The sequence below is a fragment of the Acidimicrobiales bacterium genome, from assembly GCA_035531755.1.
In the GTDB taxonomy this organism is placed as follows: Bacteria; Actinomycetota; Acidimicrobiia; order Acidimicrobiales; family UBA8190; genus DATKSK01.
The window spans coordinates 1-26,081 of the sequence record DATKSK010000023.1 but is presented as its reverse complement, the minus strand read 5'-3'; the positions used below and the strand labels follow the sequence as shown (position 1 = coordinate 26,081).

At 74.3% G+C, this 26,081-nt stretch carries 23 protein-coding genes and 3 tRNA genes; 17 read left to right on the top strand and 9 right to left on the bottom strand.

Annotation, left to right across the window (positions count from 1 at the left end; all coding sequences use genetic code 11):
• Positions 1-10 precede the first annotated feature (10 nt).
• A complete protein-coding gene (locus VMV22_04825) occupies positions 11-844 on the top strand; it encodes a cytochrome c oxidase assembly protein (protein ID HUY21643.1) in 834 nt (277 codons plus the stop codon).
• A gap of 59 nt (positions 845-903) precedes the next feature.
• Here VMV22_04825 and VMV22_04820 read toward each other — a convergent pair whose 3' ends face one another.
• The 4 genes from VMV22_04820 to VMV22_04805 all read right to left on the bottom strand — a co-directional run bounded on the left by VMV22_04820 (position 904) and on the right by VMV22_04805 (position 4,117).
• A complete protein-coding gene (locus tag VMV22_04820) occupies positions 904-1,569 on the bottom strand; it encodes a hypothetical protein (GenBank protein HUY21642.1) in 666 nt (221 codons plus the stop codon).
• The gene (locus VMV22_04815) at positions 1,566-2,582 is read right to left on the bottom strand and encodes an SCO family protein (GenBank protein ID HUY21641.1); all 1,017 of its coding nucleotides are present in this window, start codon (positions 2,580-2,582) and stop codon (positions 1,566-1,568) included. The genes VMV22_04820 and VMV22_04815 overlap by 4 nt, the downstream gene beginning before the upstream one ends.
• Positions 2,583-2,654: 72 nt before the next feature.
• Positions 2,655-3,209 carry a TlpA disulfide reductase family protein gene (locus tag VMV22_04810; protein HUY21640.1) on the bottom strand — a complete coding sequence of 185 codons (555 nt, stop codon included), beginning with the start codon at positions 3,207-3,209 and terminating at the stop codon, positions 2,655-2,657.
• Positions 3,206-4,117, bottom strand: coding sequence for a heme o synthase (locus VMV22_04805; protein HUY21639.1), 912 nt, complete (start codon positions 4,115-4,117; stop codon positions 3,206-3,208). Before VMV22_04805 ends, VMV22_04810 begins: the two co-directional genes overlap by 4 nt.
• Positions 4,118-4,214: 97 nt before the next feature.
• Between VMV22_04805 and VMV22_04800 the strand changes: the two genes are divergently transcribed.
• The 10 genes from VMV22_04800 (at position 4,215) to VMV22_04755 (ending at position 12,353) form a co-directional block, all read left to right on the top strand.
• Positions 4,215-5,180: a COX15/CtaA family protein gene (locus VMV22_04800; protein ID HUY21638.1), complete on the top strand. Its 966-nt coding sequence runs from the start codon at positions 4,215-4,217 to the stop codon at positions 5,178-5,180.
• Positions 5,177-5,482 (top strand): ATP-dependent Clp protease adapter ClpS, encoded by a 306-nt coding sequence (gene clpS, locus VMV22_04795; protein ID HUY21637.1) that lies wholly within the window; start codon positions 5,177-5,179, stop codon positions 5,480-5,482. The genes VMV22_04800 and clpS overlap by 4 nt, the downstream gene beginning before the upstream one ends.
• Positions 5,483-5,523: 41 nt before the next feature.
• A complete protein-coding gene (locus VMV22_04790) occupies positions 5,524-6,069 on the top strand; it encodes a DUF2017 family protein (GenBank protein HUY21636.1) in 546 nt (181 codons plus the stop codon).
• A 31-nt stretch (positions 6,070-6,100) separates the two neighbouring features.
• Positions 6,101-7,462: a hypothetical protein gene (locus VMV22_04785; GenBank protein ID HUY21635.1), complete on the top strand. Its 1,362-nt coding sequence runs from the start codon at positions 6,101-6,103 to the stop codon at positions 7,460-7,462.
• Positions 7,463-7,508: 46 nt separating this feature from the next.
• Positions 7,509-7,581 (top strand) — tRNA-Glu (locus tag VMV22_04780).
• A gap of 24 nt (positions 7,582-7,605) precedes the next feature.
• A tRNA-Asp gene (locus VMV22_04775) sits at positions 7,606-7,680 on the top strand.
• A 30-nt stretch (positions 7,681-7,710) separates the two neighbouring features.
• Positions 7,711-7,786: transfer RNA gene (locus VMV22_04770), tRNA-Phe, on the top strand.
• A gap of 194 nt (positions 7,787-7,980) precedes the next feature.
• The gene (locus tag VMV22_04765) at positions 7,981-10,767 is read left to right on the top strand and encodes a hypothetical protein (protein HUY21634.1); all 2,787 of its coding nucleotides are present in this window, start codon (positions 7,981-7,983) and stop codon (positions 10,765-10,767) included.
• A 62-nt stretch (positions 10,768-10,829) separates the two neighbouring features.
• Entirely contained in the window at positions 10,830-11,408 is a 579-nt protein-coding gene (locus tag VMV22_04760) for an HU family DNA-binding protein (GenBank protein ID HUY21633.1), read from the top strand.
• Between the two features lie 150 nt (positions 11,409-11,558).
• The gene (locus tag VMV22_04755; protein ID HUY21632.1) at positions 11,559-12,353 is read left to right on the top strand and encodes an SDR family NAD(P)-dependent oxidoreductase; all 795 of its coding nucleotides are present in this window, start codon (positions 11,559-11,561) and stop codon (positions 12,351-12,353) included.
• A gap of 39 nt (positions 12,354-12,392) precedes the next feature.
• On the opposite strand, the gene VMV22_04750 is transcribed toward VMV22_04755, so the two are convergent.
• On the bottom strand, positions 12,393-12,815 hold the full coding sequence (locus VMV22_04750; protein ID HUY21631.1) for a pyridoxamine 5'-phosphate oxidase family protein: 423 nt from the start codon (positions 12,813-12,815) through the stop codon (positions 12,393-12,395).
• A 174-nt stretch (positions 12,816-12,989) separates the two neighbouring features.
• Here VMV22_04750 and VMV22_04745 point away from each other — a divergent pair, with 174 nt between their 5' ends.
• Entirely contained in the window at positions 12,990-14,357 is a 1,368-nt protein-coding gene (locus VMV22_04745; GenBank protein ID HUY21630.1) for an NAD(P)/FAD-dependent oxidoreductase, read from the top strand.
• Between the two features lie 79 nt (positions 14,358-14,436).
• On the opposite strand, the gene pyrE is transcribed toward VMV22_04745, so the two are convergent.
• From pyrE to purF, 3 genes are read right to left on the bottom strand one after another with little or no spacing between them, the layout of a single operon-like run.
• On the bottom strand, positions 14,437-15,012 hold the full coding sequence (pyrE, locus tag VMV22_04740; GenBank protein ID HUY21629.1) for an orotate phosphoribosyltransferase: 576 nt from the start codon (positions 15,010-15,012) through the stop codon (positions 14,437-14,439).
• Positions 15,009-16,064, bottom strand: coding sequence for a phosphoribosylformylglycinamidine cyclo-ligase (purM, locus tag VMV22_04735; protein ID HUY21628.1), 1,056 nt, complete (start codon positions 16,062-16,064; stop codon positions 15,009-15,011). The genes pyrE and purM overlap by 4 nt, the downstream gene beginning before the upstream one ends.
• A gap of 1 nt (position 16,065) precedes the next feature.
• On the bottom strand, positions 16,066-17,589 hold the full coding sequence (gene purF, locus VMV22_04730) for an amidophosphoribosyltransferase (protein HUY21627.1): 1,524 nt from the start codon (positions 17,587-17,589) through the stop codon (positions 16,066-16,068).
• Positions 17,590-17,741: 152 nt separating this feature from the next.
• On the opposite strand from purF, the gene VMV22_04725 reads away from it, so the two are divergent.
• From VMV22_04725 to VMV22_04705, 5 genes are all read left to right on the top strand, one after another.
• Entirely contained in the window at positions 17,742-18,608 is an 867-nt protein-coding gene (locus VMV22_04725) for a PHP domain-containing protein (GenBank protein HUY21626.1), read from the top strand.
• A gap of 215 nt (positions 18,609-18,823) precedes the next feature.
• Entirely contained in the window at positions 18,824-20,893 is a 2,070-nt protein-coding gene (locus tag VMV22_04720; protein HUY21625.1) for a diguanylate cyclase, read from the top strand.
• Positions 20,894-21,206: 313 nt separating this feature from the next.
• A complete protein-coding gene (locus tag VMV22_04715) occupies positions 21,207-22,685 on the top strand; it encodes an aldehyde dehydrogenase family protein (GenBank protein HUY21624.1) in 1,479 nt (492 codons plus the stop codon).
• Positions 22,686-22,736: 51 nt separating this feature from the next.
• Positions 22,737-23,135, top strand: coding sequence for a DUF779 domain-containing protein (locus tag VMV22_04710; protein ID HUY21623.1), 399 nt, complete (start codon positions 22,737-22,739; stop codon positions 23,133-23,135).
• A gap of 125 nt (positions 23,136-23,260) precedes the next feature.
• A complete protein-coding gene (locus VMV22_04705; GenBank protein HUY21622.1) occupies positions 23,261-23,755 on the top strand; it encodes a carbonic anhydrase in 495 nt (164 codons plus the stop codon).
• A gap of 29 nt (positions 23,756-23,784) precedes the next feature.
• On the opposite strand, the gene purL is transcribed toward VMV22_04705, so the two are convergent.
• Complete coding sequence (purL, locus tag VMV22_04700; GenBank protein HUY21621.1) at positions 23,785-26,055, bottom strand: phosphoribosylformylglycinamidine synthase subunit PurL; 2,271 nt, start codon at positions 26,053-26,055, stop codon at positions 23,785-23,787.
• Positions 26,056-26,081: the final 26 nt, after the last annotated feature.

Genomic DNA, 26,081 nt, shown 5'->3' with positions numbered 1-26,081 from the left:
GCTCCACCCGGTGACCGGCGCGGTCGCCGACGGGCGGCCGCCGGACACCGACGGGACGCGCCGCCTGCTCGCCGTCCTGGCCGTGATCCTCCTCGTGGTGGCGTTCGTGCCGCCGCTGTCCACCGAGGCCCGTCGGCTCGAGTACGCCCAGGCCGTCCAGTTCGCCCTCTTCGCCATCGCCGTACCCGCCCTGCTCGTGCTGGGCGCGCCGTGGCGGTTCCTCCGGCTGGCGGCCCCGTCAGCCGGGGCCCGGCCCGGGTCGGCGGCGTCGCGTGCGGCCGGGCCCGTCGACCGCCTGCAGGCGGCCCGGCGGCGGCACCCGGAGTTCGTACGGAGCCTCGCCGTCCTGGCGCTCGACGTGGGCGTCATCGTGGCCTGGCGCGTGCCCGCCGCGGTCGACGCCCTGGCCCGCCATCCGTGGCTGGTGGTGGCCGAGGCCGCCAGCCTCGTGGCGTGCGGCGTGGCGCTGTGGCTGGAGTGCGTGGCGTCCCCTCCGCTCACGCCCCGCCTCGCGCACCCCAGGCGCGCCGCGCTGGCGGCCTTCGCCATGTGGGCCGTGTGGGCGGCGGCGTACGTCCTCGGCCTGGCCCACGCCTCGTGGTACCGCGCCTACCTCCACGTGCCCGGGCGCGGGGTGAGCGTGTGGGCGGACCAGCAGCTCACCACCGGCGTGCTGTGGCTCGCGGCGATCTGCGCATTCATCCCGGTGATCTTCTGGAACCTGATGTCCTGGCTGCGGACCGACGACGACCCCGACAACGAGATGCACCGCCTGGTGCGCGAGGGGCGTCGCCGGTCGTGGGCGGCCGCCGGCGCCGGGCACCGCCCCGAGCCCGACCGCTGAACGACCCGGCCGAGCCGGACCGGTGCCACGCCGCCGGACCGGTCGGCCCGGCGATCCCCTCAGCGCGGCGGCGCCGGGAGCGGCAGCCGCGGCAGGTCGGGATGCCCCGGTCTGGCGCCCAGTGCCCGCTCGGCGGCCGCCAGCTGCGCGGCGACGATCCTCTGGTCGGCCACCATCTCGTGCCGGGCCCTGTCCAGCGAGGCCAGGGCGGTGGCGTCGGCCGGTTTGGCCGCCAGGGTCTGGATCGCCTCGACGGCCGCCAGGGCGTCGCCCGTGACCCACAGCGTCACCGAGTCGACGACGCGGCGCAGGTGCGACCCGGCCGCCGTGCCCGGGATCTCGATGCTGGCGAGGTCGACGATGTCGGAGTCGGTGAACGAGCACACCCGCTGGTCGTCCGTGAGCAGGGCGGGGACACGGCCCCGGTCGGCGGCCGACGTGGCGGGGTCGGTCAGGGCGCGGTACAGGGTGAACGCCTCGGTGACCGCGTACCGGCACGGGCCGATGTCGGTGTTGATCTCGTCCACGACCTGGGCGTCGGTGGCGACCTGCGACGACCGTGAGGCGTGGCGGGGGAGGTCGACGACGACCGCGGCCGCGACCACCACCACGATCCCCGCCACCACGAGGACCGCCCGGCGCCGGTACCACGGCACCCGGGCGGCGCCGGCGTCCGGGCCGGCGGGCTGGGCCAGCGTCGAGGTGGCACCCGTGGGGCCCGTCACGACGCACCCTGCAGGAGCCGTCGGGCGTACGAGGCGATGCCTTCCGCCCAGCGCGTCCGGCTGGCCGGAGGGAGGGTGAACACGCCGGCGGCGCTCTCGTCGGCGAACGGCGTGGCCCGGTACCGGATCACACCGGTCGGGTCGACGAAGTACATGACGTCGTTGTGCGCCACCGTTCCCGTGGCCGCGGAGGCGGTGATGGCGACGCCGTACCGGCGCCAGACCGGATCGAGCTGTCGCACCGACCCCGTCAGGAAGTGCCAATTCGCCAGGGCGCCGGCGCCGAGTCCGACGCCGGTCACCGCCGCGGGAGCGGGCAGGCGCGCCAGGTGCAGCGGATCGGTGTTCACCGTGAGGAACACCACGCGGGAGGCCGCCGGGCCCAGCGCGGCGTCGGCGGCGGCGATCTCGGGGCCCAGGACGGGGCAGATGTCGGTGCACGGCGCCCCGAAGAACGTGATCACCACCACGCTGCCCCGCAGGGCGGACAGCGACACCGGGGTGCCCGCCTGGTCGACGAGGGCGAGCGACGGGGCGGGCGCGGGCCTGGGGGTGGCGATGCCCATGAACGACGACAGGCGGGCGCTCATCTGACGCGCCGGCTCCGAGACCGGGGGTGCCAGGACCGGCCCCGTCGTCGCCCGGCGCGACGGCCCGCCTCGAGCGCCGGTGGCGCCCGTTGAGCCGGTGGCGCCCGTTGAGCCGGTGGCTCCCGGGTTCAGCCCGGCGCCCGCCAGGAGGTGCTCGAGCGCCACCCCGCCGCCGCCGAGCACCACGGCGGCAGCCAGGACGACGAGGACGGCCTTGCGGGGGATCCTCGGCGCGCCGCGGGCGAACGCCGCCGCCCGGTCGACGACGGGCGCCGACGGGTCGTGAGCGCCGGCGTCGCCGTTCATGGAGCCGGCGTCGCCGTTCATGGAGCCGGCGTCGCTCGGCGCCATGCCGGCGTCGCGCGGCGGGGATGCGACCCGCCCGGCGACCCGGGCATCCCCCACGCCGGCGCGGTTCGGCACGGCGCCGACACTACCGGGGAACATCGGGCCGCGTCCGGGGCGGCCGGCCGATCAGGCCCTCCGGTCGTGTCGTCAGGTGGCGCCAAGGCGCGAGACCCAGCGCTCGAGGGTGGCCCGGGTCACCGGACCGCGGACGCTCCCGGCGACATTCCCCGACGCGTCGATGAACACCGTGCCCGGGTAGCCGACCAACGAGAACTTCGGCGCCAGCGAGCTGTCACGGTCCGCGCCCACGGCGAAGGACACGCCGCTGTGCCGAGCGAAGGAGAGGCCGCTGGCGGGATCATCGTTGCCGTCGACACCCAGGAAGAGCACGTGACCGCCCGCCCCCCGGACCTGGTCGGCGACGCGGGCCACGGCGGGCAGCTCGGCGCGGCACGGCGTGCACCACGACGCGAAGAAGACGAGCACCACGGGACGCCGGGCCTCGGCACCGCGCACCGGGTACGCCACCGCGGGGCCGCCGCCGAGACGCGGCAGCGAGAAGGCGGGTGCCTGGTGCGGACCGGGACCGCCCGTCAGGGTCAGCGCCAGCCACAGGACGGCCCCGAGGACCACGCCTGCGGCGATGGACAGGGCCCGGCGGCGCGCCGGGCGGGACACCCGCCCGCCGGCCGGGGCCGTCAATGGAATCGGATGAGCACGTCGCCGGCCATGGCGACGAACAGCAGGGTGAGGTACGTGATCGAGTACCGGAACAGCGCCATGGCGGCACGCGGCGTCTGGTCGCGGCGCAGTCGCAGCGCGAACACGACGAACAGGGCCCCGAGCACGATCGCGCCCGCCAGGTACAGCGCCCCCATGTGGCCCACCGCCGCGAACAGCACGGTCACCGCCACGAGCACCACCGTGTACAGCAGGATCTGCCGGGCGGTGCGACGGAACGTGGCCACCACCGGAAGCATCGGGACGTTGGCGGCCGCATAGTCCTCGCGGTAGCGGATGGCGAGCGCCCAGAAGTGTGGCGGGGTCCAGATCACGATCACCGCGAAGAGCACGAGCGGCGCCCAGCCGAGCCGGTCGGTGACCGCCGCCCACCCCACGAGCACGGGCACGGCACCGGCCGCCCCGCCGATCACGATGTTCTGGCTGGAGGTGCGCTTGAGCCACAGCGTGTAGACGACGACGTAGAACGCCGTGGCCGCCACGGCCAGCACCGCCGACAGCAGGTTGACCCACGCCCACAGTTCGGCGAAGGCCACCGCCTCGAGCGTGACGGCGAACACGGTGGCGGCGAGCGGGGTGACGTCGCCCGTCACCAGCGGGCGGTGGCGGGTCCGGTGCATGACCCGGTCGATGTCGCGGTCGAGCACCATGTTGAGGGCGTTGGCCCCGCCGGCGGCCAGTGTCCCACCCAGCAGCGTGGCTGCCATGAGCGCCACCGAGGGCACGCCGCGGTCGGCCACGAGCATGGTGGGCAGGGTCGTGACCAGCAGCAGCTCGATAATGCGCGGCTTGGTCAGCGCCACGTAGGTACGCACTCTCGCTCCTCCCGCCCGGACGCTGCGGGGGATGGCGGGATTCAGCAGGGACATCGGGGGGAGTCTACGACGGCACTCCCGGCCGCGCCCGTCCCACGACCCCGGCCGCGCCGAGGGGGGCCCGGCGCCCCGCCGGTACGATGACCGTCCGGTGAAACTCGCCGCCGTCGGCCCCCGCTCCTTCCTCCGCATCGCCCAGCTGGCGGTGGCGGTGGTGCTCCTCAACATCGTGACGGGCGCGGCCGTCCGGCTGAGCGACTCGGGGCTCGGCTGCCCCGACTGGCCCACCTGCGCCCGCCACCACCTCACGCCGCCGCTGGCGTTCCATCCGGCCGTGGAGTTCGGCAACCGCATGGTGGTGGTGGTCCTGTGCATCCTGACGGTCGTCACGCTGGTGGCGGCCCTGCGGCGGGCGCCGGCCCGGCGCGACCTCGTCTGGCTGTCGGGCGGCCTGGTGGCCGGCGTGGTGGGCGAAGCCGTCCTCGGGGCCGTGGTCGTCTACACCAAGCTCAATCCCTACGTGGTCATGGCCCACTTCATGCTGGGCATCGCCGTGCTGAGCGACGCCGTGGTGCTGGCCCTGCGGGCGGGCCGCGAGCCCGGGACCGGGCGGCGCGTGCCGGTCGTGGACCGCAGCGTCGTCGGGGTGACCCGGGCGATGGTCGGCGTCCTGGTCGTGGCGCTGGCCGCCGGCACGGCCACCACGGGGGCCGGGCCGCACGCCGGTGGCCCCGGCGCCAAGCGGGTGCCCGTGGCCCTGGCCGACATGGCACGGGTCCACTCGGGGATCGTGCTCGTGCTCGTCGGCCTCACGCTCGTGGTGCTGGTGCTCCTGGGGCGCAGCGGGGCGCCGGCCACGGTGGCGGAGCGGGCCCGGCTCCTCCTCGCCGCCATGGTGGCCCAGGGCGTCATCGGGTACACCCAGTACTTCATCCACCTTCCGCCCCTCCTGGTGGGCGTGCACGTCTTCGGGGCCACCGTGGTGTGGTCGGCGATGTTGTGGTTCCACGACGGGCTCGCCCGCGCGCCGGCACCCCGGGCCGACGCCCCCGGCGCTCCCGCTCCCGCCCTCGGGATCCCCGCCGACGCCGCGTCGCCGACGCCGGCCCCCCGATGACGGGGCCCGGGACCGAGGTCCGGCCCGTCGAGGTCGACCGGCCCGAGGGCGGGGAGGACGTGCGCCCGGACCGGCCGTGGATGGTCATCGTGTGGAACGACCCCATCAACCTGATGTCGTACGTCACCTACGTCTTCCAGAAGCTCTTCGGCTACAGCCGCGACAAGGCCACCAAGCTGATGCTCGACGTCCACCACAAGGGCCGGGCCGTCGTGACCTCGGGGCCCCGCGAGCGGGCGGAGCTCGACGTCTTCCGGCTCCACGAGCACGGGTTGTGGGCCACCATGGAGCAGTCGTCGTGACGGGGCGGAGACGGTGACGGGGCGGAGACGGTGACGGGGCCGTGCCCGCTGACGGGGCCGTGCCCGCTGATCGGGTGGTGCCGGTGATCGGGCGGAAGCGCTTCGGGCGCGACCGCCAGGGGCGCATCCGCCCCGGCCTGGAGCTCCCCGAGCGCGAGCTGCTGCGGGCCCTGCCCGAGCAGGCCCGCGAGCTGGTGGAGCACGACGAGCCGTCGGCGCAGCGGCTCTTCCCCGTCGCCTACCCCGACGACGAGGCGGCCCAGGCCGAGTACCGGGAGATGATGGGGGCCCAGCTCCTCGATCACCATCGCCACGCCCTCGCGGTCCTGACCGACACCGTGGACGAGACCAGCATCGACGAGGACGAGCTGCACGGGTGGCTGGGGGCCGTCGAGGTCCTGCGCCTGGTCCTCGGGACCCAGCTCGACGTCAGCGAGGACGTGGTGGAGATCGAGCCCGACGACCCGCGGTCGGACCAATTCACCGTCTACCAGTACCTGAGCATGCTGCAGGGGGAGATCGTCGACGCCCTGGCCGCCGGGCTGCCCAAGGGCGGCGCCACCGCTCCCGACCCACGGGACCGGTGAGAGGCCGGGACCCGTAAGATCTCGCGCTGCGATGTCCGGGCCCCGCCTGCTGACGATCATGGGGTCGGGCGAGACGGCGCCGACCATGGTGAAGGTCCACCGTGCCGTGGTCGAGCGGCTGGGGCCGGGGCCGGTCCGGGCCCTGCTCCTCGACACCCCCTTCGGGTTCCAGACCAACGCGGCGGAGATCGCGGCGCGCACCGTCTCGTATTTCCGCGACAGCGTCGGGGCCACCCTGGACGTCGCCGGCATGCGGTCCGCGGCGGACCTGGAAGGGCCCGGGGGCGACGCCGTCATCGCCCGGCTGGTGGCGGCGGCGCTGGTGTTCGCCGGCCCCGGCAGCCCCACCTATGCCCTGCGCCAGTGGCAGGGCACCCTCGTCCCCTCGGTCCTGGCCGAGAAGCTGGCCCTCGGGGGGGCCCTCACCTTCTCGTCGGCGGCGGCGCTCACCCTGGGCGTGGTCACCGTACCCGTCTACGAGGTCTACAAGGTGGGCGAGCACCCGCGCTGGGCCCCGGGGCTCGACCTGCTGGCGCCCCTCGGCCTGCGGGTTGCCCTCATCCCCCACTACGACAACGCCGAGGGCGGCACCCACGACACGCGCTTCTGCTACCTGGGGGAGGACCGGCTGGCGGCCCTGGAGCGCGAGCTCCCCGAGGGCGCCTTCGTCCTGGGGGTCGACGAGCACACCGCCCTGTGCGTGGACCTCGACGCCGGCACCGCCGCCGTGCAGGGCCACGGGGGGGTCACCGTGCGGGTGCGGGGCCGGTCCGTGCGGATCGAGGCCGGGGAGACGGTGCCCTTCGACCGCATCCCCGGGCTCGCCGCCGAGCTCGCCGCCGGGGGGACCGGCGACGCCGCGCTGGCGGTGCCCGGCACGGCGGTGCCCGGCACGGCGGTGCCCGGCACGGACACAGCCGGCGGCCCGGCAGCCGGGACGCCAGGAGGTGCCGCCGGGGCGGGCGCGGGGTCGGCCGACCGCGACGGCCCGCCCCTGCTGAGCGCGATCAGGCTCCACGAAGAGTCGTTCCGCGCCGCCCGGGACGGCTCGGACGCCGAGGGCATGGTGCGCGCCGTGCTGGCGCTCGACGACGAGCTGTGGGCCTGGAGCGCCGACACCCTGCAGTCCGACGCGCTCGACCGCGGTCGCGCCAGCCTGCGGACCATGGTGGCGGAGCTGGGCACGGTGGCCGAGCGCGGCACCCGCGACCCGGCGACCGTGGTGGGCCCGTTCGTCGATCTCGCCCTGTCGCTGCGCGAGGCGGCGCGGTCCGAACGCCGTTTCGCCGAGGCCGACGCCGTGCGCGACGGGCTGGTGGCCCTCGGGGTGGAGGTCCGCGACACGCCCGGAGGCTCCGAGTGGGGGCTCGTCGACGGCGCCGCGCCCGGGTGAGCGCCGGGAGGGACCCTGCTAACCTGCAAAAGCCCTGATCGGTCCAGCCCCCATCGTCTAGTGGCCGAGGACGCCGCCCTTTCAAGGCGGTAACACGGGTTCGAATCCCGTTGGGGGTGCAGCGGTGGGGCGACGCTGACCGGGGTCCTGTGGTGCAGTCTGGAGTGCACGCCGGCCTGTCAAGCCGGAGGTCGCGGGTTCAAATCCCGTCAGGACCGCCGCCACGGACGTTGTCCGCGGCAGACAACGGTCGGGTAGCTCAGTTGGTAGAGCGCGCGCCTGAAAAGCGTGAGGTCACCGGATCGACGCCGGTCCCGACCACCAGGCGCCCCGGGCCGCGCGCCCGGGGCGGCCGCCCCACCGATTGATAACCCCGCCGTCCAGGCAGTAGCGTTCGTCTACCTGGGACGACTCCCACCGGCGGGGGCTTTCTGGGGGGGGTGGGGATGATGTCTGGACGACGCCGTCAGATCTGGACGCGCTCGATCGCGCCCGGAGCGATCGCTCCTACGCACGGGGTGGCCATCAGGCCCGCTCCCCCGACCGGCACCGGCCGTGGGCGCGTCCGCGTCCGGGTGGTGGCCGCCCTGGTGGCCGCCGTGGGCGGGGGCCTGCTCCTGTCCACGCACGCCTCGGCCACGGCGTCGGGGTGGCAGACCAGCGCCTCCTACACCGGGCCCGTCTCACCCCTGTCGGGCGTGTCGTGCCCCACGGCGACGGTGTGCATCGGCGTCGGTGCCAACGCCGACTTCACCGGGGCCGAGATCATGGCCAGCGCCGACGGCGGGGCCACCTGGACGAGCCAGAGCCCGCCCGCCGGCGCCGGGCCCCTCTTCGGCGTGAGCTGCGCCAGCGCCACGTCGTGCGTGGCCGTCGGGTCCAATGCCGCCGAGACCGCCGGCGTGATCGTGGCCACCACCGACGGCGGCACCACCTGGACGAGCCAGACGGCTCCGGCCGCCGCCGGGGCGCTCTTCGGCGTCGTGTGCCCGAGCGCCACGTCGTGCACGGCGGCGGGGACCGACCCCAACTTCTTGACCGCCGTGGTGGTGGCCACCGCCAACGGCGGCGCCACCTGGGTACCGCAGACCGTCCCGGCCGCCATGGGGCCGATCGAAGCCCTGTCGTGCGCCTCGCTCACCACGTGCGTGGCCGTCGGCACCACCGCCGACGGATCGGCCGCGGCCATCATCGCCACCACCAACGGGGGAGCCAAGTGGGTGAACCGCAACGCCCCCAACAGCGCCGGCGACCTCTCGGCGGTGTCATGCCCCACGGTGTCGATGTGCGTCGCCGCCGGGTACAACGCGGACGGCTCCGCGGCGGAGATCGACACCACCGCGAACGGCACCACCTGGGTGAGCCAGGCCGTCCCCGCCACCGCGGGGGCGTTCCAGGGTGTCAGCTGCGCGTCGGCGACGTCGTGCGTGGTGGGCGGCGAGGACCAGAACTTCACGTTCGGAGTGATGGTCGGGACCACGAACGGCGGCGCCACGTGGACCACCCAGACGCTCCCCGGCGACACCGGGCCCATCGCCGCCGTCGCCTGCCGGCCCGCCGCCTCGTGCGTCGCCATGACGTCCAACGGTGACGGCTCGGTGGCGAAGGTCCTTGGCACCGCCAACGGCGGTGCCACCTGGACCACCGAGGGCCTGCCGGGGGGCACCGGGTCCCTCGGTCCCATCAGCTGCCCCTCGGCCACCACCTGCTACGCCATCGGCTTCGACGCCAGCGGCAGCGCCGTCTACGCCACGACCGACGGCGGCACCACCTGGACCCCGCAGCCCATCCCGGCGAGCAGCGGGCAGCTGCTCGGCATCGCCTGCCCCTCTGTCTCCACGTGCTACGGGGTCGGGTCCAACAGCGGCACCGCGAGCGCGGGCATCGTGATCGAGACGACCGACGGCGGCACCACCTGGGGAACGCCCCAGAACCTGCCGGCGGGGACGGGCCCGCTCATGGCGGTCACCTGCACGTCGGCCAGCGCGTGCGTCGCCGTCGGGTCCAACGCCACCGAGACGGCGTCGGTCACCGTCGCCACCACCGACGGCGGCACCACCTGGACGCCCGGCGTGCTGCCGGCCGGCTCCCTGGAGCTCCTCGGCGTGGCGTGCCCGTCGGCGACGTCGTGCCTCGCCGTCGGCGCCGGCGGCGACCAGATCACGGGCGTCACGGCGGCGATCTTCGCCAGCGCCGACGGCGGTGCCACGTGGACGGCGCAGACCACCCCGGCGGGCACGGGGCCGCTCTTCGGCATCAGCTGCCTGTCGGCCACGTCCTGTGCAGCCGTCGGCGACGGCCTGTCCGCCGGCGTGGTGGCCGGCGCCAGCGTGGTGGACACCTCGGACGGGGGGATCACATGGCAGGCCGGCACGGTCCCCGCCGGCACCGGCCCGCTCGAAGGCATCGGCTGCCTCCCCACCACGACACAGTGCTTCGCCGGTGGGCAGCTCCTGAGCGCCACCGGCGGTGGGAGCGTCCCCGGCGCAGGCGCAGGCGCCACCACCACGAGCTCCGTCGGCCTGGCCACGGCCTTCCGGTGGGTCCGGGCCGCGGCGGCCAGCCACCGGACCGTGCGCGGTCACGTCCTGGGCGGGGCGACCCGCAGCCGTGCCATCCTCGGCGCGGCCCTCCACGACAGCGCGCTCGCCACCGCATCGGGCGGCGGGGCCGAGCTCCTCGCCAGCGGTGACAGCGGGGCGACATGGGCCTCCGAGGCGATCCCACCCGAGGCGAGCGACATCTCTGACGTCGCCTGTCCCGCCACCACGGCCTGCTTCGCGGCGGGGACGAACGTCTCGGGTGGCGGCCTGATCCTCCTGCAGCCGGACCCCACCACGACGACCACGACCACCACCACCACGGGCTCGACCACCACGACGGCCCCCACGACCACCACGACGGCCCCCACGACCACCACGACCGTGGCGCCGACGACGACGACCACGGTGGCCGCCACCACCACGACGGTGGCGCCCACGACCACCACGACCTCGGCGGCCGCCGCCACCACGACGACCAAGCCACCGGCCACCGCGGGGTCGGGTGGGGGCTCGGGGTCCCAGACGCCGGTGGTCTCCAGCAGCTCCCTGGCCTTCACCGGGCCGGGCAAGGGGGTGGGGTGGACCGCCCGCCTCGGCGCCCTCCTCGTCCTGTTGGGCCTAGCGCTCCTCGTCCTGGCGAGCGCTCCCCGCCGCTGGTACTCGCGCTTGGCCGACGCGGGGGCGGGTGTGCGGCTCCCGGACCTCGGCGGCGCGCTCGGCCGGCGTGCCATGCGGGCCGGCCGCTGGATGCTGGGGCGCTGAGCCCGCACCGCTCGACGCTTCACTTGGCGCGCCCGCGCAAAGGTGGAGCACAATAGGCCCCCATGAACAAAAGAGAGCTTGCCAAAGCGGTGGCCGTGCAGGCGGATGTGGACCTCAGGACCGTGTCCACTGTCCTGGAGGGCTTCACCGACGTCGTGACCGCGGTAGTGGCGCAGGGTGTGCCGGTGGCGATCACCGGGTTCGCCAAGTTCGTCAAGGTCGACCGTCCCGCCCGCATGGGCCGCAATCCCGCCACGGGAGAGACGATCCGCATCAAGGCCTCCAAGAAGGCGCGCATCACTCCGGTGAAGGCGTTCAAGGACGCCGTGATGTCGCCGTCGGGTGCCCCGAAGCTCAAGCGCGGCGCTTTCCCGACGAGCGACGACGCCGTGCGCGCCGCAGGGAAGACGGCCGCTCCGGTGGCGACGCGCAAGGCTGCGCCGGCGGCACGCAAGGCGACCGCCAAGAAGGCGACCGCCCGCAAGGCGCCGGCCAAGAAGACTGCCACCCGCAAGGCAACCGCCAAGAAGGCCCCGGCGCGCAAGGCCACCGCCCGCAAGGCACCGGCCCGCAAGGCACCGGCGCGCAAGGCACCGGCGCGCAAGGCCACCGCCCGCAAGGCACCGGCGCGTCGGCGGTAGGACGCAGCGAGCTCGTGGACACCGTCCCGGCGGGAGGGGTCGGCTGACCGACCTCCCCGCCCGGCGGGTCGACGGGCGCCGTTCACCACTCGGATCACCGCCCGGCCGTCGGCCGCGGATTCTCGAGGACCCGACGGGGGAGGCCGGGACGTGAGAGTCGAAGGCGCCACCATCCTCGTGACGGGCGCGTCGTCGGGCATCGGCGAGGCGCTGGCACCGATGCTGGCGGAGCGGGGCGCCACGGTGGGGATCGTGGCCCGCCGGGCCGATCGCCTCACCCAGACACTCGCCCGGTGCCGCCGACACGCCCCCGGCTCGCGCATGTGGGTCGCCGACCTGTCGGACGTGGATGCCTCGGTGCAGCTGGTGCACGACGCCTGGACGGCGTTCGGCGCGCTCGACTGCCTCGTCAACAACGCCGCCGTCGGGAAGCGCAAGCTGGTCACCGACCACACCGCCGAGGACCTCGACGTGGTCATGCGGACGAACTTCCTGTCCCCCATCCGCATGAACCTGGCGATCCTCCCCCTCATGCTGGGGCGCGGGTCGGGCACGATCGTGAACGTCGCCAGCGGCGGCGGCCGCTTCGGCATCGTCCACGAGTCCGCCTACTGCGCGTCGAAGTTCGCCATGTCGGGCTGGAGCGAGGCGGCCGCCATGGACCTCGCCGACACCCCCGTCGAGCTGAAGCTGGTCCAGCCCGGTGCCATCGCCACCGAGATCTGGGACCAACGACCCGGGGAGCTGCCCGGGCTGACCGGGGGCGAGTTCGCCACCGCGGCGCAGTGCGCGGCCGGCATCGTCGACGCCATGGAGACCGACGGGTTCGAGTTCTTCGTGCCCGCGGACCTGAAGGCGCACGTCGACTACAAGAACAGCGACATCCAGGGTTGGATCGACCTCATGGCCGACATCGGGCGCGCCCAGGGGCCCACGGTCTCCTGACCCGCCCGCCCCGGGCCGCCCGCGGCGACGACGCGGCGCCTACGACGGCTGTGGGACCTGGACGATCCGCCGTCCGGACACGAACTCGGGGACGATGGCGATCAGGTGGTTACGTCGCCCGGGCGCCCACGGATGGGGCAGGCGCTCGAGCACCGACGAGGCCAGCATCCGGTCCCTGACCTCCCGGGCGACACCCACCGCCAGCACGCTCCACCCCTCGTGCGTGACCTCGTCGACCTCGTCGACCTCGAAGGCGACCACGGCGCTGTCCGAGGCGTTGTGGAGCTTCGTCCCCTCGCCGGTGCGGAACAGGATCTGCCCGTCGAGCAGCTGGTAGTTCACCGGGAAGATGGCGGGCACCGCGCCGATCGTCACGGCGATGCGCCCCAGGGACGCGGAGTCGAGGAGCTTCAGGCACTCCTCCTCCACGAGAACCTCCAAGCCCTCGCTGTCGGTCAACATACGACCCACACTGGCCTTCCCCAGGCACGGGCAGTAGAGGCGAACGGCACCCCGCACCCTGCCGTTCGCACCTGGACGGCCTTGCCGGCACGGGCCGGGCAGGCCGCCCCGAGTCGGATCGCCGTCGGCGGTAGGTTCCGACGCAGAAGCGGCGCGACCGACGCGGGAGGCGGCATGACCGAGCAGGTGGACGTGGTGGTGCTGGGGATGGGCCCGGGCGGCGAGGAGGCCGCCGGCCGGCTGGCCCGGGCGGGCCTGGACGTCGTCGGCGTCGACGGCAACCTGCTCGGCGGGGAGTGCCCGTACTGGGGCTGCATCCCGTCGAAGATGATGATCCGCGCCGCCAACCTGCTGGCCGAGGCGCGGCGCGTGCCCGGCATGGCGGGGAGCGCCACGGTCACACCCGACTGGACGCCCGTGGCCCGCCGCATCCGCGCCGAGGCCACCGACGACTGGGACGACCGGGTGGCCGTGGAGCGCTTCGAGGGGAAGGGCGGGCGCTTCGTGCGCGGCTGGGGACGCCTCGACGGCCCGGGGCGCGTCGTGGTCGGCGACGACGCCTACGAGGCGAGGCGCGCCGTGGTCGTCGCCACCGGGGCCGAGCCCTGGGCCCCGCCCATCCCCGGCCTCGCCGAGCTCGCCGGCCGATACTGGACGAACCGCGACGCCATCGAGGCCGACACCCTGCCCTCGTCGCTCGTGGTGCTCGGCGGTGGTGCCATCGGCGTCGAGCTCGGGCAGGTGTTCGCCCGCTTCGGCACCGACGTCTGGGTCGTGGAGGCGGCCGACCGGCTGCTCGCCCTCGAAGAGCCCGAGTCGAGCGCGCTCGTCACCGACGTGCTGGACCGGGAGGGCCTGCACCTCCGGACCGGGGCCCGCATCACCGCGGTGCGCCACGACATGGGGCGCTTCGTCCTGGAGCTCGAGGGGGACCGCCCCGTCACCGGGGACCAGCTCCTGGTGGCCACCGGCCGCCGGCCAGACCTGGCCGCCATCGGCGCGGCGACGATCGGCGTCGACGAGACGGCGCGTGCCCTGCCCGTGGACGACCGGCTGCGCGTCACCGACGGCGTGTGGGGCATCGGGGACGTGACCGGCGTCGGGGCCTTCACCCACGTGGCGATGTACCAGGCCGGCATCGTGGTGGCGGACGTCCTGGGCGAGGAGCCGCCGGCGGCCGACTACCGGGCGCTGCCCCGGGTGACGTTCACCGACCCGGAGATCGGCTCCGTGGGCCTGAGCGAGGCCGCCGCGCGCCAGCAGGGCCTGACGGTGCGCACCGGGACCTACCCGGTGCGGGACTCCACCCGGGGGTGGATCCACAAGGCGGGCAACGAAGGCTTCATCAAGCTCGTCGAGGACGCCGGGCGCGGCGTGCTCGTGGGCGCCACCTCAGCGGGCCCCGCCGGTGGCGAGGTGCTGTCGATGCTCACCCTCGCCGTGCATGCCGAGGTCCCCGTCGACCACCTCCGGCGCATGATCTACGCCTATCCCACCTTCCACCGGGCGGTGGAGCCGGCGCTCGCCGACCTGTCGTCGTGACACCGGTGGGAGTCGAACCCCTCGGGCGCCGGCACGACGGCCCGACGCGTGGCGTCAATCGGCGCTCAGCGCTCAGCGCTCAGCGCTCGTCGTAGTCGAAGCCGAGGTCGGGCGCGCCGAGCAGGGCACGGAAGGCGACGCCCTGCGCGCCGAGCAGGTCGGCGGCGGCCCCGCCGCGGTCGACCACGGCCACGGCCAGCACCACCTCGGCGCCCGCGGCGCGCACGGCCTGCACCGCCTGGAGCAGCGACGTGCCCCGGGTGACGGTGTCCTCGGTCACCACGACCTTGTCCCCGGGGTCGAGCGCCCCGGCGATGCTCCCGCCACCCCCGTGGCCCTTGGCCTCCTTGCGGACGCTGAAGGCCTTCAGGTCCCGGCCCCGGGTGGCGGCCACCCCGGCGGCGACGAAGGCGACGGGGTCCGCCCCCATGGTGAGGCCGCCGATGGCGGTGGCGTCGGCGGGGACCACCGCCAGCAGCGCGTCGGCGACGAGGAGCATCCCGCCGGGCCGGCACACCGTCTGCTTGGAGTCGATGAACCACGTCGAGCGGCGACCGGACTTCAGCACGAAATCACCGGTGCGCACCGAGTGGTCCATGAGGTGCCGGCGCAGCGCGTCCAGCGTGGCGGCGTCGGGCCCGGTCGTCCGGGTCACGCCCCCTCCCCCATCCGCACGCGCCCCGCCCCGTCGGTGACGCGCCCGATGACCACCGCCGGCCGGCCGGCGCCGGCCAGGGCGCCGAGGGCGGCGGCGACCGACGCCTCGGGCAGCGCCAGCACCATGCCGATGCCGAGATTGAAGACCCGGGCCATCTCGCCCTCGTCGACGTCGCCGAGACGGCGAATCTCGGCGAACACGCGCGGCTCCTCCCAGGCCCTGCGGTCGACCACGGCGTCGCAGTGCTCGGGGAGCACGCGCGCCAAGTTGCCGGGGATGCCGCCGCCGGTGATGTGGGCGGCGGCGTGCACCTCGGTGCCGCCCACGGCCGCCATCACCGCCGGGGCGTAGACGACCGAGGGCCGCAGCAGCTCGTCGGCCAGGGTGTGGTCGGCGCCCTCCCAGGCGGGGCCGAGGAGGTCCAGCCCGGCCCGCTCGAGCAGCACGTGGCGCGCCAGGCTGTAGCCGTTGCAGCGCACCCCCGGCGACCGCAGCCCCACGAGGACGTCCCCGGCCACCACCCGGTGCGCCCCCAGCATGCGGTCGCGCTCGACCACGCCCACCGTGAACCCGGCCAGGTCGAACTCGCCGGGCGGGAGGGAGCCGGGATGTTCCGCCATTTCGCCGCCGAGGAGGGCGCAGCCCGCCTGCCGGCAGCCGTCGGCGACCCCGGCGACCAGCTGCTCCATCTGGTCGGGGTCGAGCTTCCCGGTGGTCACGTAGTCGAGGAGGAAGAGGGGCTCGGCCCCGACGCACACGATGTCGTCGACGCACATGGCCACGAGGTCGACACCGATGGTGTCGTAGCGCCCGGCGGCGGCGGCCACGAGCGACTTCGTCCCCACGCCGTCGGTCGACGACACGAGCACGGGCGCCCGGTAGCGCGCCGGGTCCAAGGCGAAGCTCCCGCCGAAGCCGCCGATGCCGCCCACCACCTCGGGGCGGGCGGTCGACGCCACCAGGTCGCGGATGCGGGCCACGGCGGCGTCGCCCGCGCCGATGTCGACGCCGGCGGCCGCGTAGGTGGCGCCGGGGCGGTCCTCGCCCACGTCAGGCGGTGGTCGGGCCCGACGGCCCCCGAGCGCTCCCGGCGGCGGCCAGCGCGACCGGGACGGGCACGGGGTAGTCCCCCGTGAGGCACGCCGTGCAGAAGCCCGCCCCGGGCACGTCGATGGCGGCGACGAGGTTGTCGAGCGACAGGTAGGCGAGCGAGTCGACGTTGAGGAAGGCGGCGACCTCCTCCACCGTCTGCTCGGCCGCCACCAGCTGGTTGCGGTCGGGGATGTCGATGCCGTAGAAGCACGGCCACGACAGCGGCGGCGACGAGATGCGCAGGTGCACTTCGGTGGCCCCGGCCTCGCGCAGCATGCGCACCACGGCCCGTTGCGTGGTGCCGCGCACGATGGAGTCGTCGACGACCACGATGCGCTTGCCGGCGATGTTCTCGCGCAGGGGGTTGAGCTTGCGCCGCACCCCGGCGTCGCGCGCCGCCTGGCCGGGGATGATGAACGTGCGCCCGATGTAGCGGTTCTTCACCAGGCCCTGGCCGTGGGGGATGCCGGTCTTGCGGGCGAACCCCTCGGCGGCGGGGACGCCCGAATCCGGCACGCCCATGACCAGATCCGCGTCGACGGGCGCCTGGACCGCCAGGAGCTCGCCCATGCGCCGCCGCGCACTGTGCACCTCGCGCCCGTAGAGCAGGCTGTCGGGCCGGGCGAAGTACACGAACTCGAAGATGCACAGGTGCTGGTCGATGCGCTCGGGGGCGAACAGCTGCTCCGAGCGCACCCCCTTGCCGTCCACGACGACCATCTCACCGGGCTCGATCTCGCGCACGAAGGTGGCGCCCACGATGTCGAGCGCGGGGGTCTCCGAGGCCAGCACCCATCCCGCCGGCGCCTCGGCGGGCCCGAGCCGGCCCAGGCACAGCGGCCGCAGCCCGGCGGGATCGCGCACCCCGACCAGATGGGTGGCGTCGAGCAGCACGAAGGAGAAGGCCCCGTCCACGAGGGGCAGGACCTGGCGCAGGGCGTCCTCGAGGGCATCGTCGACGACGTCGAGCCCGGCGCCCGCACCTCCGGCGAGGCCGTCGAGGCCGTCGAGCCCGTCGGCGGCGGCGTCGAGCTCGGCGTCCCAGGCGGGCGGCGCCGGGATCCGCAGCGCCAGCAGCTCGGCCACGAGGTCGCTGTCGGAGGCCACCACCCCGGGGAGCATGCCGGCCTGCTCGGCGAGCCACGCCGTGTTGGTCAGGTTGCCGTTGTGGCCCAGCGCGAACCCGGCCCGGCCCACGGGTCGGAACACGGGCTGGGCGTTGCGCCACTCCGAGGCGCCCGTCGTGGAGTAACGGGTGTGGCCGATGGCGAGGTCGCCGGGGAGGCACGACACCGTGCGCTCGTCGAAGACGGTCGTGACGAGGCCCATGTCCTTCACCACGGTGACGGCCTCGCCGTCGCTCACGGCCATGCCCGCCGACTCCTGGCCGCGGTGCTGCAGGGCGTAGAGACCGTCGAAGGTGAGCTGCGCCACCGCCCTGCCGGGCGCGTACACGCCGAAGACGCCACAGGCTTCTTTCACTGGGCCCTCATCGCGCTGCCCTCACTGCGCCGGACGTTCAGGGGGCTCCCCGCTCCCCCGGCGCACCCTCTCGCCGCGTTGTGGAGCCTACCCTCCCACGCCGGCGTGACGGTCGGGTGGAGCGTGGCGGGCGCCCGGGTAGCCTCCCGGCGGTGATCGACCTCCATACCCATTCCCGGGTCTCCGACGGCTCGGAGACGCCCGCCCGCGTGGCCGAGCTGGCCGCCGCCGCGGGGTGCTCGGCCCTGGCCCTGACCGACCACGACAGCCTGGCCGGCCTGGACGAGGCCGGGCGGGTGGCGGCCGAGCTCGGCGTGCGCCTCGTGCCCGGGTGCGAGGTGTCGTGCCGCAAGCCCGCACCACCCGAGGGGGCCGCCCCGATCGCCGGGTCCGTGCACGTCCTGGTGTACTTCGTCACGCCCGGAGCGGGGCCGTTCCAGGACGAGCTGGTGAAGCTCCGGGGGGACCGGGCGGTGCGCAACCAGGAGCTCGCCGCCCGCCTCGTGGAGCTCGGCACGGGGGTGCGCTACGACGACGTCGTGGCGGAGGCCGGCGACGAGGGCGGCGTGGGCCGGCCCCACTTCGCCCGGGCCCTCGTCGCCGCCGGCGCGGCGGCCGACGTCGACGACGCCTTCGACCGCTATCTCGCCGACGGGCGCGCCGCCTACGTGCCCAAGGCCCGCATCGACCCTCCTGACGTCGCCCGGCTGGCCCACGAGTCGGGCGGGGTGGCGGTCCTGGCGCACCCGCTCTCGACCGGGCTCGGGCCCCGGGCCCTGGAGCGGCTGGTGGCGGAGCTCGCCGACGGGGGGCTCGACGGCATCGAGGCCGTCTACGCCTCGTACTCCCACGACCAGCGCACCGCCTTGCGGGAGATCGCCAAGCGCTGCGGGCTCGTGGCCACCGGCGGCTCCGACTTCCACGGCACGTTCAAGCCCGGGCTCAACGTGGGCACCGGCCGGGGAGACCTGAGGGTCCCCGACGACGTGCTCCGCGCCCTCGAGGAACGCCGGGGCTGACCGTCGGCATCAGCACGTTCGCTCCGGGCGCCGACGTCACCGCGGTGGTGGCGGGCGCGTCGGACGACTGACGAACCGCCGCCAACCGACGGCCCGGCCCGTCCGGCGCTCGGGACCGAGGGGCGTTCGAGCGTGCGTGGAGCTCCGGGCGTGGGGCGTTCGGGCGGGGGCCCACGGCCGTCAAGGGTCCTCGCCCTGGTGCCGATGGGTAACGGGTGGACGACCACGAGAACGGCCACACCCTGGCCAACTCGATGCTGGGTGCGCTGCTCGCCCACGTGCGCCAGGCGGCCGGCGACACCGGCGTCGAGCGCGTTCGCCACGAGGCGGGGGAACGCCGCCCCGTGGCCCAACTGCAGGACCCGAACGAATGGAGCACCTACCCGCAGGGGCTGGCGATCTTCGCGGCGGCCGCCCGGGTGCTCGACGACCCCGACGTCGGTCGGAAGGCCGGTGTGGAAGTGCTGCGCCAGTACGCGGGGACCGAGGTCCTGACGACGCTGCGGTCGCTCGGCTCACCCGCTGAGCTGCTGCGCGTGTACCCGGCCATATCGGCGAAGCAGTCCACGGTCACCCGTTCCGAAGTCTTCGAGGTCGGCGACGACCACGCCTTCGTCAGCCAGGTGACGACCCATCCGATCACGCGGGACCCGCTCTTCTGCGGGTACACGGCCGGTGCCATCTCGCAATTCCCCGTCCTGTTCGGGATGGAGCCCGCCCGAGTCGAGGAACGCGAGTGCCAGACCCGCGGCGACGCGCGGTGCCTGTTCGCGATCACCTGGGATCCCACGTCGTCGCTGCAGGCCAGCCCGGAGCGCGAGGTCGAGTTCCTGCGAGAGCGCGTGGGGGTCCTCACCACCCGCTTCGAGGCGCTGGAGTCCGTCGCCCAGGACCTGTCGTCGGCACGAGACGTCGACGCCATGCTGGAGACCATCACCCGACGCGCCGGCGTCGCGGTCCGCGCCCCGCGCTACCTGCTGGTGGCCCAGCTCCCCGGCGACCTGGCCCCCAGGGTCCACCACGTCGGCTTCGCCCGGGCCGAGGTCGACGACGCCCTGCGCGAGGTCCTCGTGGCCGACCCCACGGCCGAGCACGGTTCGCGCCTCCTGGTCGAGATCGCGTCACCCCGTGCCCACTTCGGACGCCTGGCTGCCTTCTATCCCGACGGTTACCACTTCCTGCCCCAGGAGCGTTCGCTGCTCATGGCCTACGCCGGGCACGCCGCCGCCGCCCTGGAGACCGCGGCCGCCCTCGACGAGTCACGCGACCGCAACGCCACGCTGGGGGCGCTGCTCGCGCTGGGCAAGGCGCTCGCCCAGGTGCGGTCGCGCCAGGAGGTCGCCGAACTGCTCGTCCATGCCCTCCCCGAGATCGTGGCCGGCGAGGAGGCGTACGTGCTCCTCTGGGACAGCGGCGACGCCGTGCTCACGCGAGCCGCGGCGGCCCGCCGCTCGCCCATCTCCGTCCCGGTACCCGGCGTGGCGTCGCTGCGCGACAACCGGATCGTGAACCGGATGCTGTCCACACCGAGCCCCACCGTGGCGACGGGCATCTCGGATCCGGTCCTGCAGGGCGTGCTGTCGTTGACAGGCCTGTCGTCGGCGGTCGTCGTGCCCCTGTCGGCTCGCGACGAGTTCTTCGGGGTCCTGGCCGTCGGGCCCGTCGCCGACGGCGCCCAACCCGACGACATCCTGACGGAGCGCCTGAGCGGCGTGGCCAGCCTGGCGGGGACCGCCCTCGACGGCGCCAGGCTCCTCGACGAAGTGCGCCACCAGGCGCTGCACGATCCGGTGACCGACCTCGGCAATTCGCGCCTGTTCGAGGACCGCGTGACCCACGCCATCACGCTGGCCCGCCGGAGCGGGGCCGGGCACGCCCTCATGTTCATCGACCTCGACTGCTTCAAGGTGATCAACGACACGCACGGCCACAAGATCGGTGACGAGGTGTTGGCGGGTGTGGCCGAGCGGCTCCTGCGGGTGGTGCGCGAGGTGGACACCGTGGCCCGGATCGGCGGGGACGAGTTCGGGGTCGTGCTCCAGGACGTGCGGCATCCCGAGGATGTCGAATCGGTCGCTCAGAAGATCGTGTCGGCGGTGGGAACGCCGTTCACGGTCCGGGGGCTCACCCTGTCGGTCGGAGCGAGCGTCGGCATCGCCATGTTCCCCGAGGGTCTCGACACCTACGACTCGGTCGTCTCCCGGGCGGACACCGCCATGTACGCGGCGAAAGCCGGCGGGCGGGGACGGTACCGCTTCGCCGCTCAGCGAACACGCACCACCTGACCGCCGGCGCGCCTCCCCCCGAGGAACAGTCCTTCGGCCCTACTGCCGACGGGCGTGTCTCCGTACTGTCGGACACGAGCGCGACGCCGTCGCCGCTCCGGGTCGGGCGATCCGACGACCGACCCCCCGACTGGCAAGCGGCTCGATCCCGAGCCTGGAGACGACGATGACCGTTACACAAGAGACCGCTACACAGGAGACCGGTACACAGGAGACCGGTACACAGGAGACCGCCACACAGGAGCCCGGTACCGCAGGGACCACCGCCGACGGGACCTTCGTCGCCCCGGGCCGGCCCGGCAGCCTCGTGGACGTGAAGCCCCGCTACGAGAACTTCATCGGCGGCCACTGGGTGGCTCCGGCCCAGGGCCGGTACATGAAGAACATCAGCCCGGTCACGGGCCAGCCCTTCACCGAGGTGGCCCGGTCCACCGCCGAGGACGTCGAGCTGGCCCTCGACGCCGCCCACGCCGCCAAGGATTCCTGGGGCGAGACGTCGCTGCCCGAGCGCGCCGCGGTGCTCAACGCCATCGCCGATGCCATCGAGGCCAACCTGACGATGCTGGCAGTCGCCGAGAGCTGGGAGAACGGCAAGCCCGTGCGCGAGACGCTGGCGGCGGACATCCCCCTGGCCGTCGACCACTTCCGCTACTTCGCCGGTGCCACCCGCTCGCTCGAGGGCCGCACCACCGAGATCGACAAGGACACCGTCGCCTACCACTTCCACGAGCCCCTCGGCGTGGTGGGGCAGATCATCCCGTTCAACTTCCCGATCCTGATGGCGGCGTGGAAGATCGCCCCCGCCCTGGCCGCCGGGAACTGCACGGTGGTCAAGCCGGCGTCACCCACCCCGTGGTCGATCCTGAAGCTGGCGGAGGTCATCGAGAGCGTCGTCCCCCCGGGCGTGATCAACATCGTGACCGGCCCGGGCGGAGAGATCGGCAAGGCCCTGGCGTCGAGCCCGCGCATCGCCAAGATCGGCTTCACCGGCGAGACCACCACGGGGCGCCTGATCATGCAGTACGCGGCGGAGAATCTCATCCCCTCGACCGTCGAGCTCGGCGGCAAGTCACCCAACGTCTTCTTCGCCGACGTCATGGACGAGGACGACGAGTTCCTCGACAAGGCTATCGAGGGCCTGGTGCTCTACGCCTTCAACAAGGGCGAGGTGTGCACGTGCCCGTCGCGGGCACTGGTCCAGGAGTCCGTCTACGACCGGTTCATGGCGCGCTGCCTCGACCGCATCCGCAAGATCACCCAGGGCAACCCCCTGGACCCGACCACCATGCTCGGCGCCCAGAATTCCGCCCAGCAGCTCGAGAAGATCGCCGGCTACGTCGACATCGGCCGCCAGGAGGGCGCCGAGGTGCTGATCGGCGGCGAGCGGACCACGCTCGACGGTGAGCTCGGGGACGGGTACTACTACGAGCCCACGGTGCTGAAGGGGCACAACGGCATGCGGGTCTTCCAGGAGGAGATCTTCGGCCCCGTGCTGGCCGTGACGACGTTCACCGACGAGGCGGACGCCGTGCGCATCGCCAACGACACCCTCTACGGCCTCGGCGCCGGCGTGTGGACGCGCAACGGGAACGTGGCGTACCGGGTGGGCCGGGCCATCAAGGCGGGCCGGGTGTGGACCAACTGCTACCACCTGTACCCCGCGGGCGCGGCGTTCGGCGGCTACAAGATCTCGGGCGTCGGACGTGAGAACCACCAGATGATGCTGGAGCACTACTCCCAGACCAAGAACCTTCTGGTGAGCTACAGCGCCAAGCCCCTCGGCTTCTTCTAGGGCATGCGGACCGGCGGGGGGGTCTCGGGCACGGACGATCCCGGCTGCGCCGTGCCCGTCGCCGACGAACCGGGCACGGACGGGGGCGGAGCGGCTGCACGGGTCATCGCCACACCGGCGGCGCTCGAGGCCATCGCCGAGCTGGTGGCCGAGCGCGGCCCGGTCATGTTCTTCCAGTCGGGCGGGTGCTGCGACGGCAGCCTGCCGATGTGCTTCGCCGACGGGGAGTTCGTCATCGGGAGCCACGACGTCCGGCTGGGCGAGGTGGGGGGCTGCCCCTTCTACATCGACGCCCGGCAGTTCGAGGTGTGGAAGCACACCCAACTCGTCCTGGACGTGGGTGCCGGGGAGCCCGAGGGGTTCTCGCTCGCCGCCGGTGAGGACCGGCACTTCATCGTGCGCTCGAGGGTCTTCACCGCCGCCGAGCAGGCCGAGCTCGCACGCGGCTGATCACGTCGCGCCGGACGCGGCCCGGGCCGGAGCCATGTCCGACCGTGCCGTCTCCACGGCAACCGGGACACGCCTGACCGGGCCGGCGCTCAGCTGGATCGCCCCCGGCTGGTAGAACCGGGGGCGTGTTCGACGACCTGCTCGACGCCAATCGTCGCTACAGCACGGAGTTCCACGACTCGGGTATCGAGGGGAAGGCCGCCAAGGGCCTGGCCGTCCTGACCTGCATCGACTCGCGCATCGACCCGCTGGCCATGCTGGGCCTGCGGGCCGGGGACGCCAAGATCATGCGGAACGCCGGGGCCCGGGTGACCACCGACTCGCTGCGCTCACTCGTCCTGGCGGCCAACCTGCTCGGGGTGACGCGCGTCTGCGTGGTCCAGCACACCGACTGCGCCATGGTGGGGTCGACCGACGACCAGGTGCGGGCCCGCATCGAGGCCGCACGTGGCGTCGACGCCACCGGGTGGGACTTCCTGGCCACCACCGACCAGCTGGCGACATTGCGCTCCGACCTGGCGGCCATCAGGTCGTGCCCGCTGCTTCCTCCCGACATCGAGGTGGGTGGCTTCGTCTTCGACGTGCACAGCGGTGGGCTGCACCCGATCGAGGACTGCTGACCGGTCCGATCAGGCGGTGACCGGTCCGATCAGGCGGTGACCGGCTCGCCCAGCGCGTCCGGGAGGGCGGCGCGCCACGCGCCTGCGGCCTCGGCCACGGACAGGTCGAGGAGGCCCCTCACCACGATGCGGTCGCCGCCGACAGCGCCGATCACGCGGGCGGGGACCCCCGCCGCCGACGCCCCGGCGACCACCTCGTCAGGGTCGGCCGATCCCACCACCACACGACTGGGGCTCTCGGAGAACAACGCCGCGAACCCTCCCGCCACCGCCACCGTGCAGCCCACGCCGCCGCGCAGCGCCGACTCGGCGAGCGCCACGGCCAGCCCGCCACCCGACACGTCGTGCACTGAGGCCACGAGCCCCTCCGACGACACCAGCGCGGCGGTCAGCTCGAGGACCCGGGCGTGGGCCGCCAGGTCGAGGGCGGGGAGCACGCCGCCGCGTTGTCCGTGGCGCTCCACGGCGAAGCGCGAGCCGCCCAGCGCCGGGTCCGTCTCGCCCAGGAGCACGAGCGATGTCCCGGGCACGAGCGCCATGCCCGCCGGCCGTCGCTCGAGGCGGTCGATGACGCCGAGCACCGCCACCACGGGCGTGGGGTCGATGTCGGCGCCGCCGCTGGCGTTGTACAGGCTCACGTTGCCGCCGATGACCGGGATCCCGAGCGCCCCGCAGGCCTCGGCCATGCCGTCGACGGACTCCGACAGCTGCCACATCACCTCGGGCTTCTCGGGGTTGCCGAAGTTGAGGCAGTTGACCAGCGCCGCCGGGCGGGCCCCGGCGCAGGCCACGTTGAGGGCCGACTCGGCGACCGTCATGGCCGTGCCCCGGCGCGGGTCGAGGGCGCACCAGCGCGGGTTGGAATCGGTGGAGATGGCCAGGCCGCGGTCGCTCGGCGGCAGCCCCGGGGCGGCCAGGCGCAGCACGGCGGCGTCCTCCCCCGGTCCCACGACGGTGTTGAGGAAGAGCTGGTGGTCGTACTGGCGGTACACCCAGGAGGCGTCGGCCAGCAGCGCCAACGTGTCGGCGGCCAGCCGCTCCGGGGTGACCTCGCCGGGGGGGAGGTCCTCGGGGTGCTGCGCCCGGCGCTCGTCGAGATCGGCGGGCGCCGCCCGGGGGCGGTCGTAGAGCGGGGCGTCGTCCGACAGTGACGCCGCGGGGATGTCGGCGAGCACGGTGCCGGCGGCGTCGAGGATGCGCAGCCGGCCGCCGGCCTCGCCCGCACCGGGGGCGGGCGCGGCCGGCGGGGCGGTGACCACGCCGATGACCGTCGCCCGCACCTCCCAGCGCGCGCACACCTCGAGGACGGCGTCGCGGTCCCCGGGGCCGACGATGGCGAGCATGCGCTCCTGGCTCTCCGACGTCATCACCTCGAAGGGCGCCATGTGCGGCTCGCGTCGCGGCACGACGTCGACGTCGACGTCCATGCCCATGGCACCGCGCGCCGCGGTCTCCGAGGTGGCGCAGGCCAGGCCGGCGCCCCCGAGGTCCTGGATACCGACCACCAGGCCCCGGTCGAGCAGCTCGAGGCAGGCCTCGATGAGGCGCTTCTCCTCGAAGGGGTCGCCCACCTGCACACTGGGGCGCTTGTCGGCGTCCTCGTCCCCGTCGTGGCCGAAGGCGGCCGAAGCCAGCACGCTCACGCCGCCGATCCCGTCGCGCCCGGTCGTCGAGCCCAGGAGCACGGCCAGGTTGCCCTCGCCGGTGGCCGCCCCGAGCACCAGGCGCTCCGTGGGCATCACCCCGAGGCACAGCACGTTCACCAGGGGGTTGCGGGCGTACCCCGGCGCGAAGGTGAGCTCGCCGCCCACGGTGGGCACCCCCACCGAGTTGCCGTAGCCGGAGATGCCCGCCACCACGCCCTCGGTGAGCCAGCGCGTGCGGGCGTCGTCGAGGGTCCCGAAGAACAGCGGGTCCATCAGCGCGATGGGCCGGGCGCCCATGGTGAAGATGTCGCGCAGGATGCCCCCCACCCCCGTGGCGGCCCCCTGGTAGGGCTCGACGGCGGACGGGTGGTTGTGGCTCTCGATGCGCAGGGCCACGGCGATGCCGTCGCCGGCGTCGATCACCCCGGCGTTCTCCCCTGGGCCGACCAGGACGTGGGGGGCCTCGGTGGGCAGGCGCCGCAGGTGCAGGCGTGACGACTTGTAGGAGCAGTGCTCGCTCCACATCACCGCGTACATGGCGAGCTCGAGGTGGTTGGGGGGCCGGCCGAGGATCTCGGTGATGCGGGCCGCCTCGTCGTCGGTCAGGCCGAGCGCCCGGTGCAGCGCCTCCTCGTCCATGGCCGGTTCGCCCATCGCCCGCCACCGTACCCGGCACCGTC

Excerpts from the sequence above, each read along its gene's own strand:
- VMV22_04745 (HUY21630.1), top strand. The coding sequence starts at position 12,990 with ATGACCGAGCAGGTGGACGTGGTGGTGCTGGGGATGGGCCCGGGCGGC.
- VMV22_04785 (HUY21635.1), top strand. The coding sequence starts at position 6,101 with ATGTCCGGGCCCCGCCTGCTGACGATCATGGGGTCGGGCGAGACGGCG.
- VMV22_04760 (HUY21633.1), top strand. The coding sequence starts at position 10,830 with ATGAACAAAAGAGAGCTTGCCAAAGCGGTGGCCGTGCAGGCGGATGTG.
- purL (HUY21621.1), bottom strand. The coding sequence starts at position 26,055 with ATGGGCGAACCGGCCATGGACGAGGAGGCGCTGCACCGGGCGCTCGGC.
- clpS (HUY21637.1), top strand. The coding sequence starts at position 5,177 with ATGACGGGGCCCGGGACCGAGGTCCGGCCCGTCGAGGTCGACCGGCCC.
- VMV22_04750 (HUY21631.1), bottom strand. The coding sequence starts at position 12,815 with ATGTTGACCGACAGCGAGGGCTTGGAGGTTCTCGTGGAGGAGGAGTGC.
- VMV22_04805 (HUY21639.1), bottom strand. The coding sequence starts at position 4,117 with ATGTCCCTGCTGAATCCCGCCATCCCCCGCAGCGTCCGGGCGGGAGGA.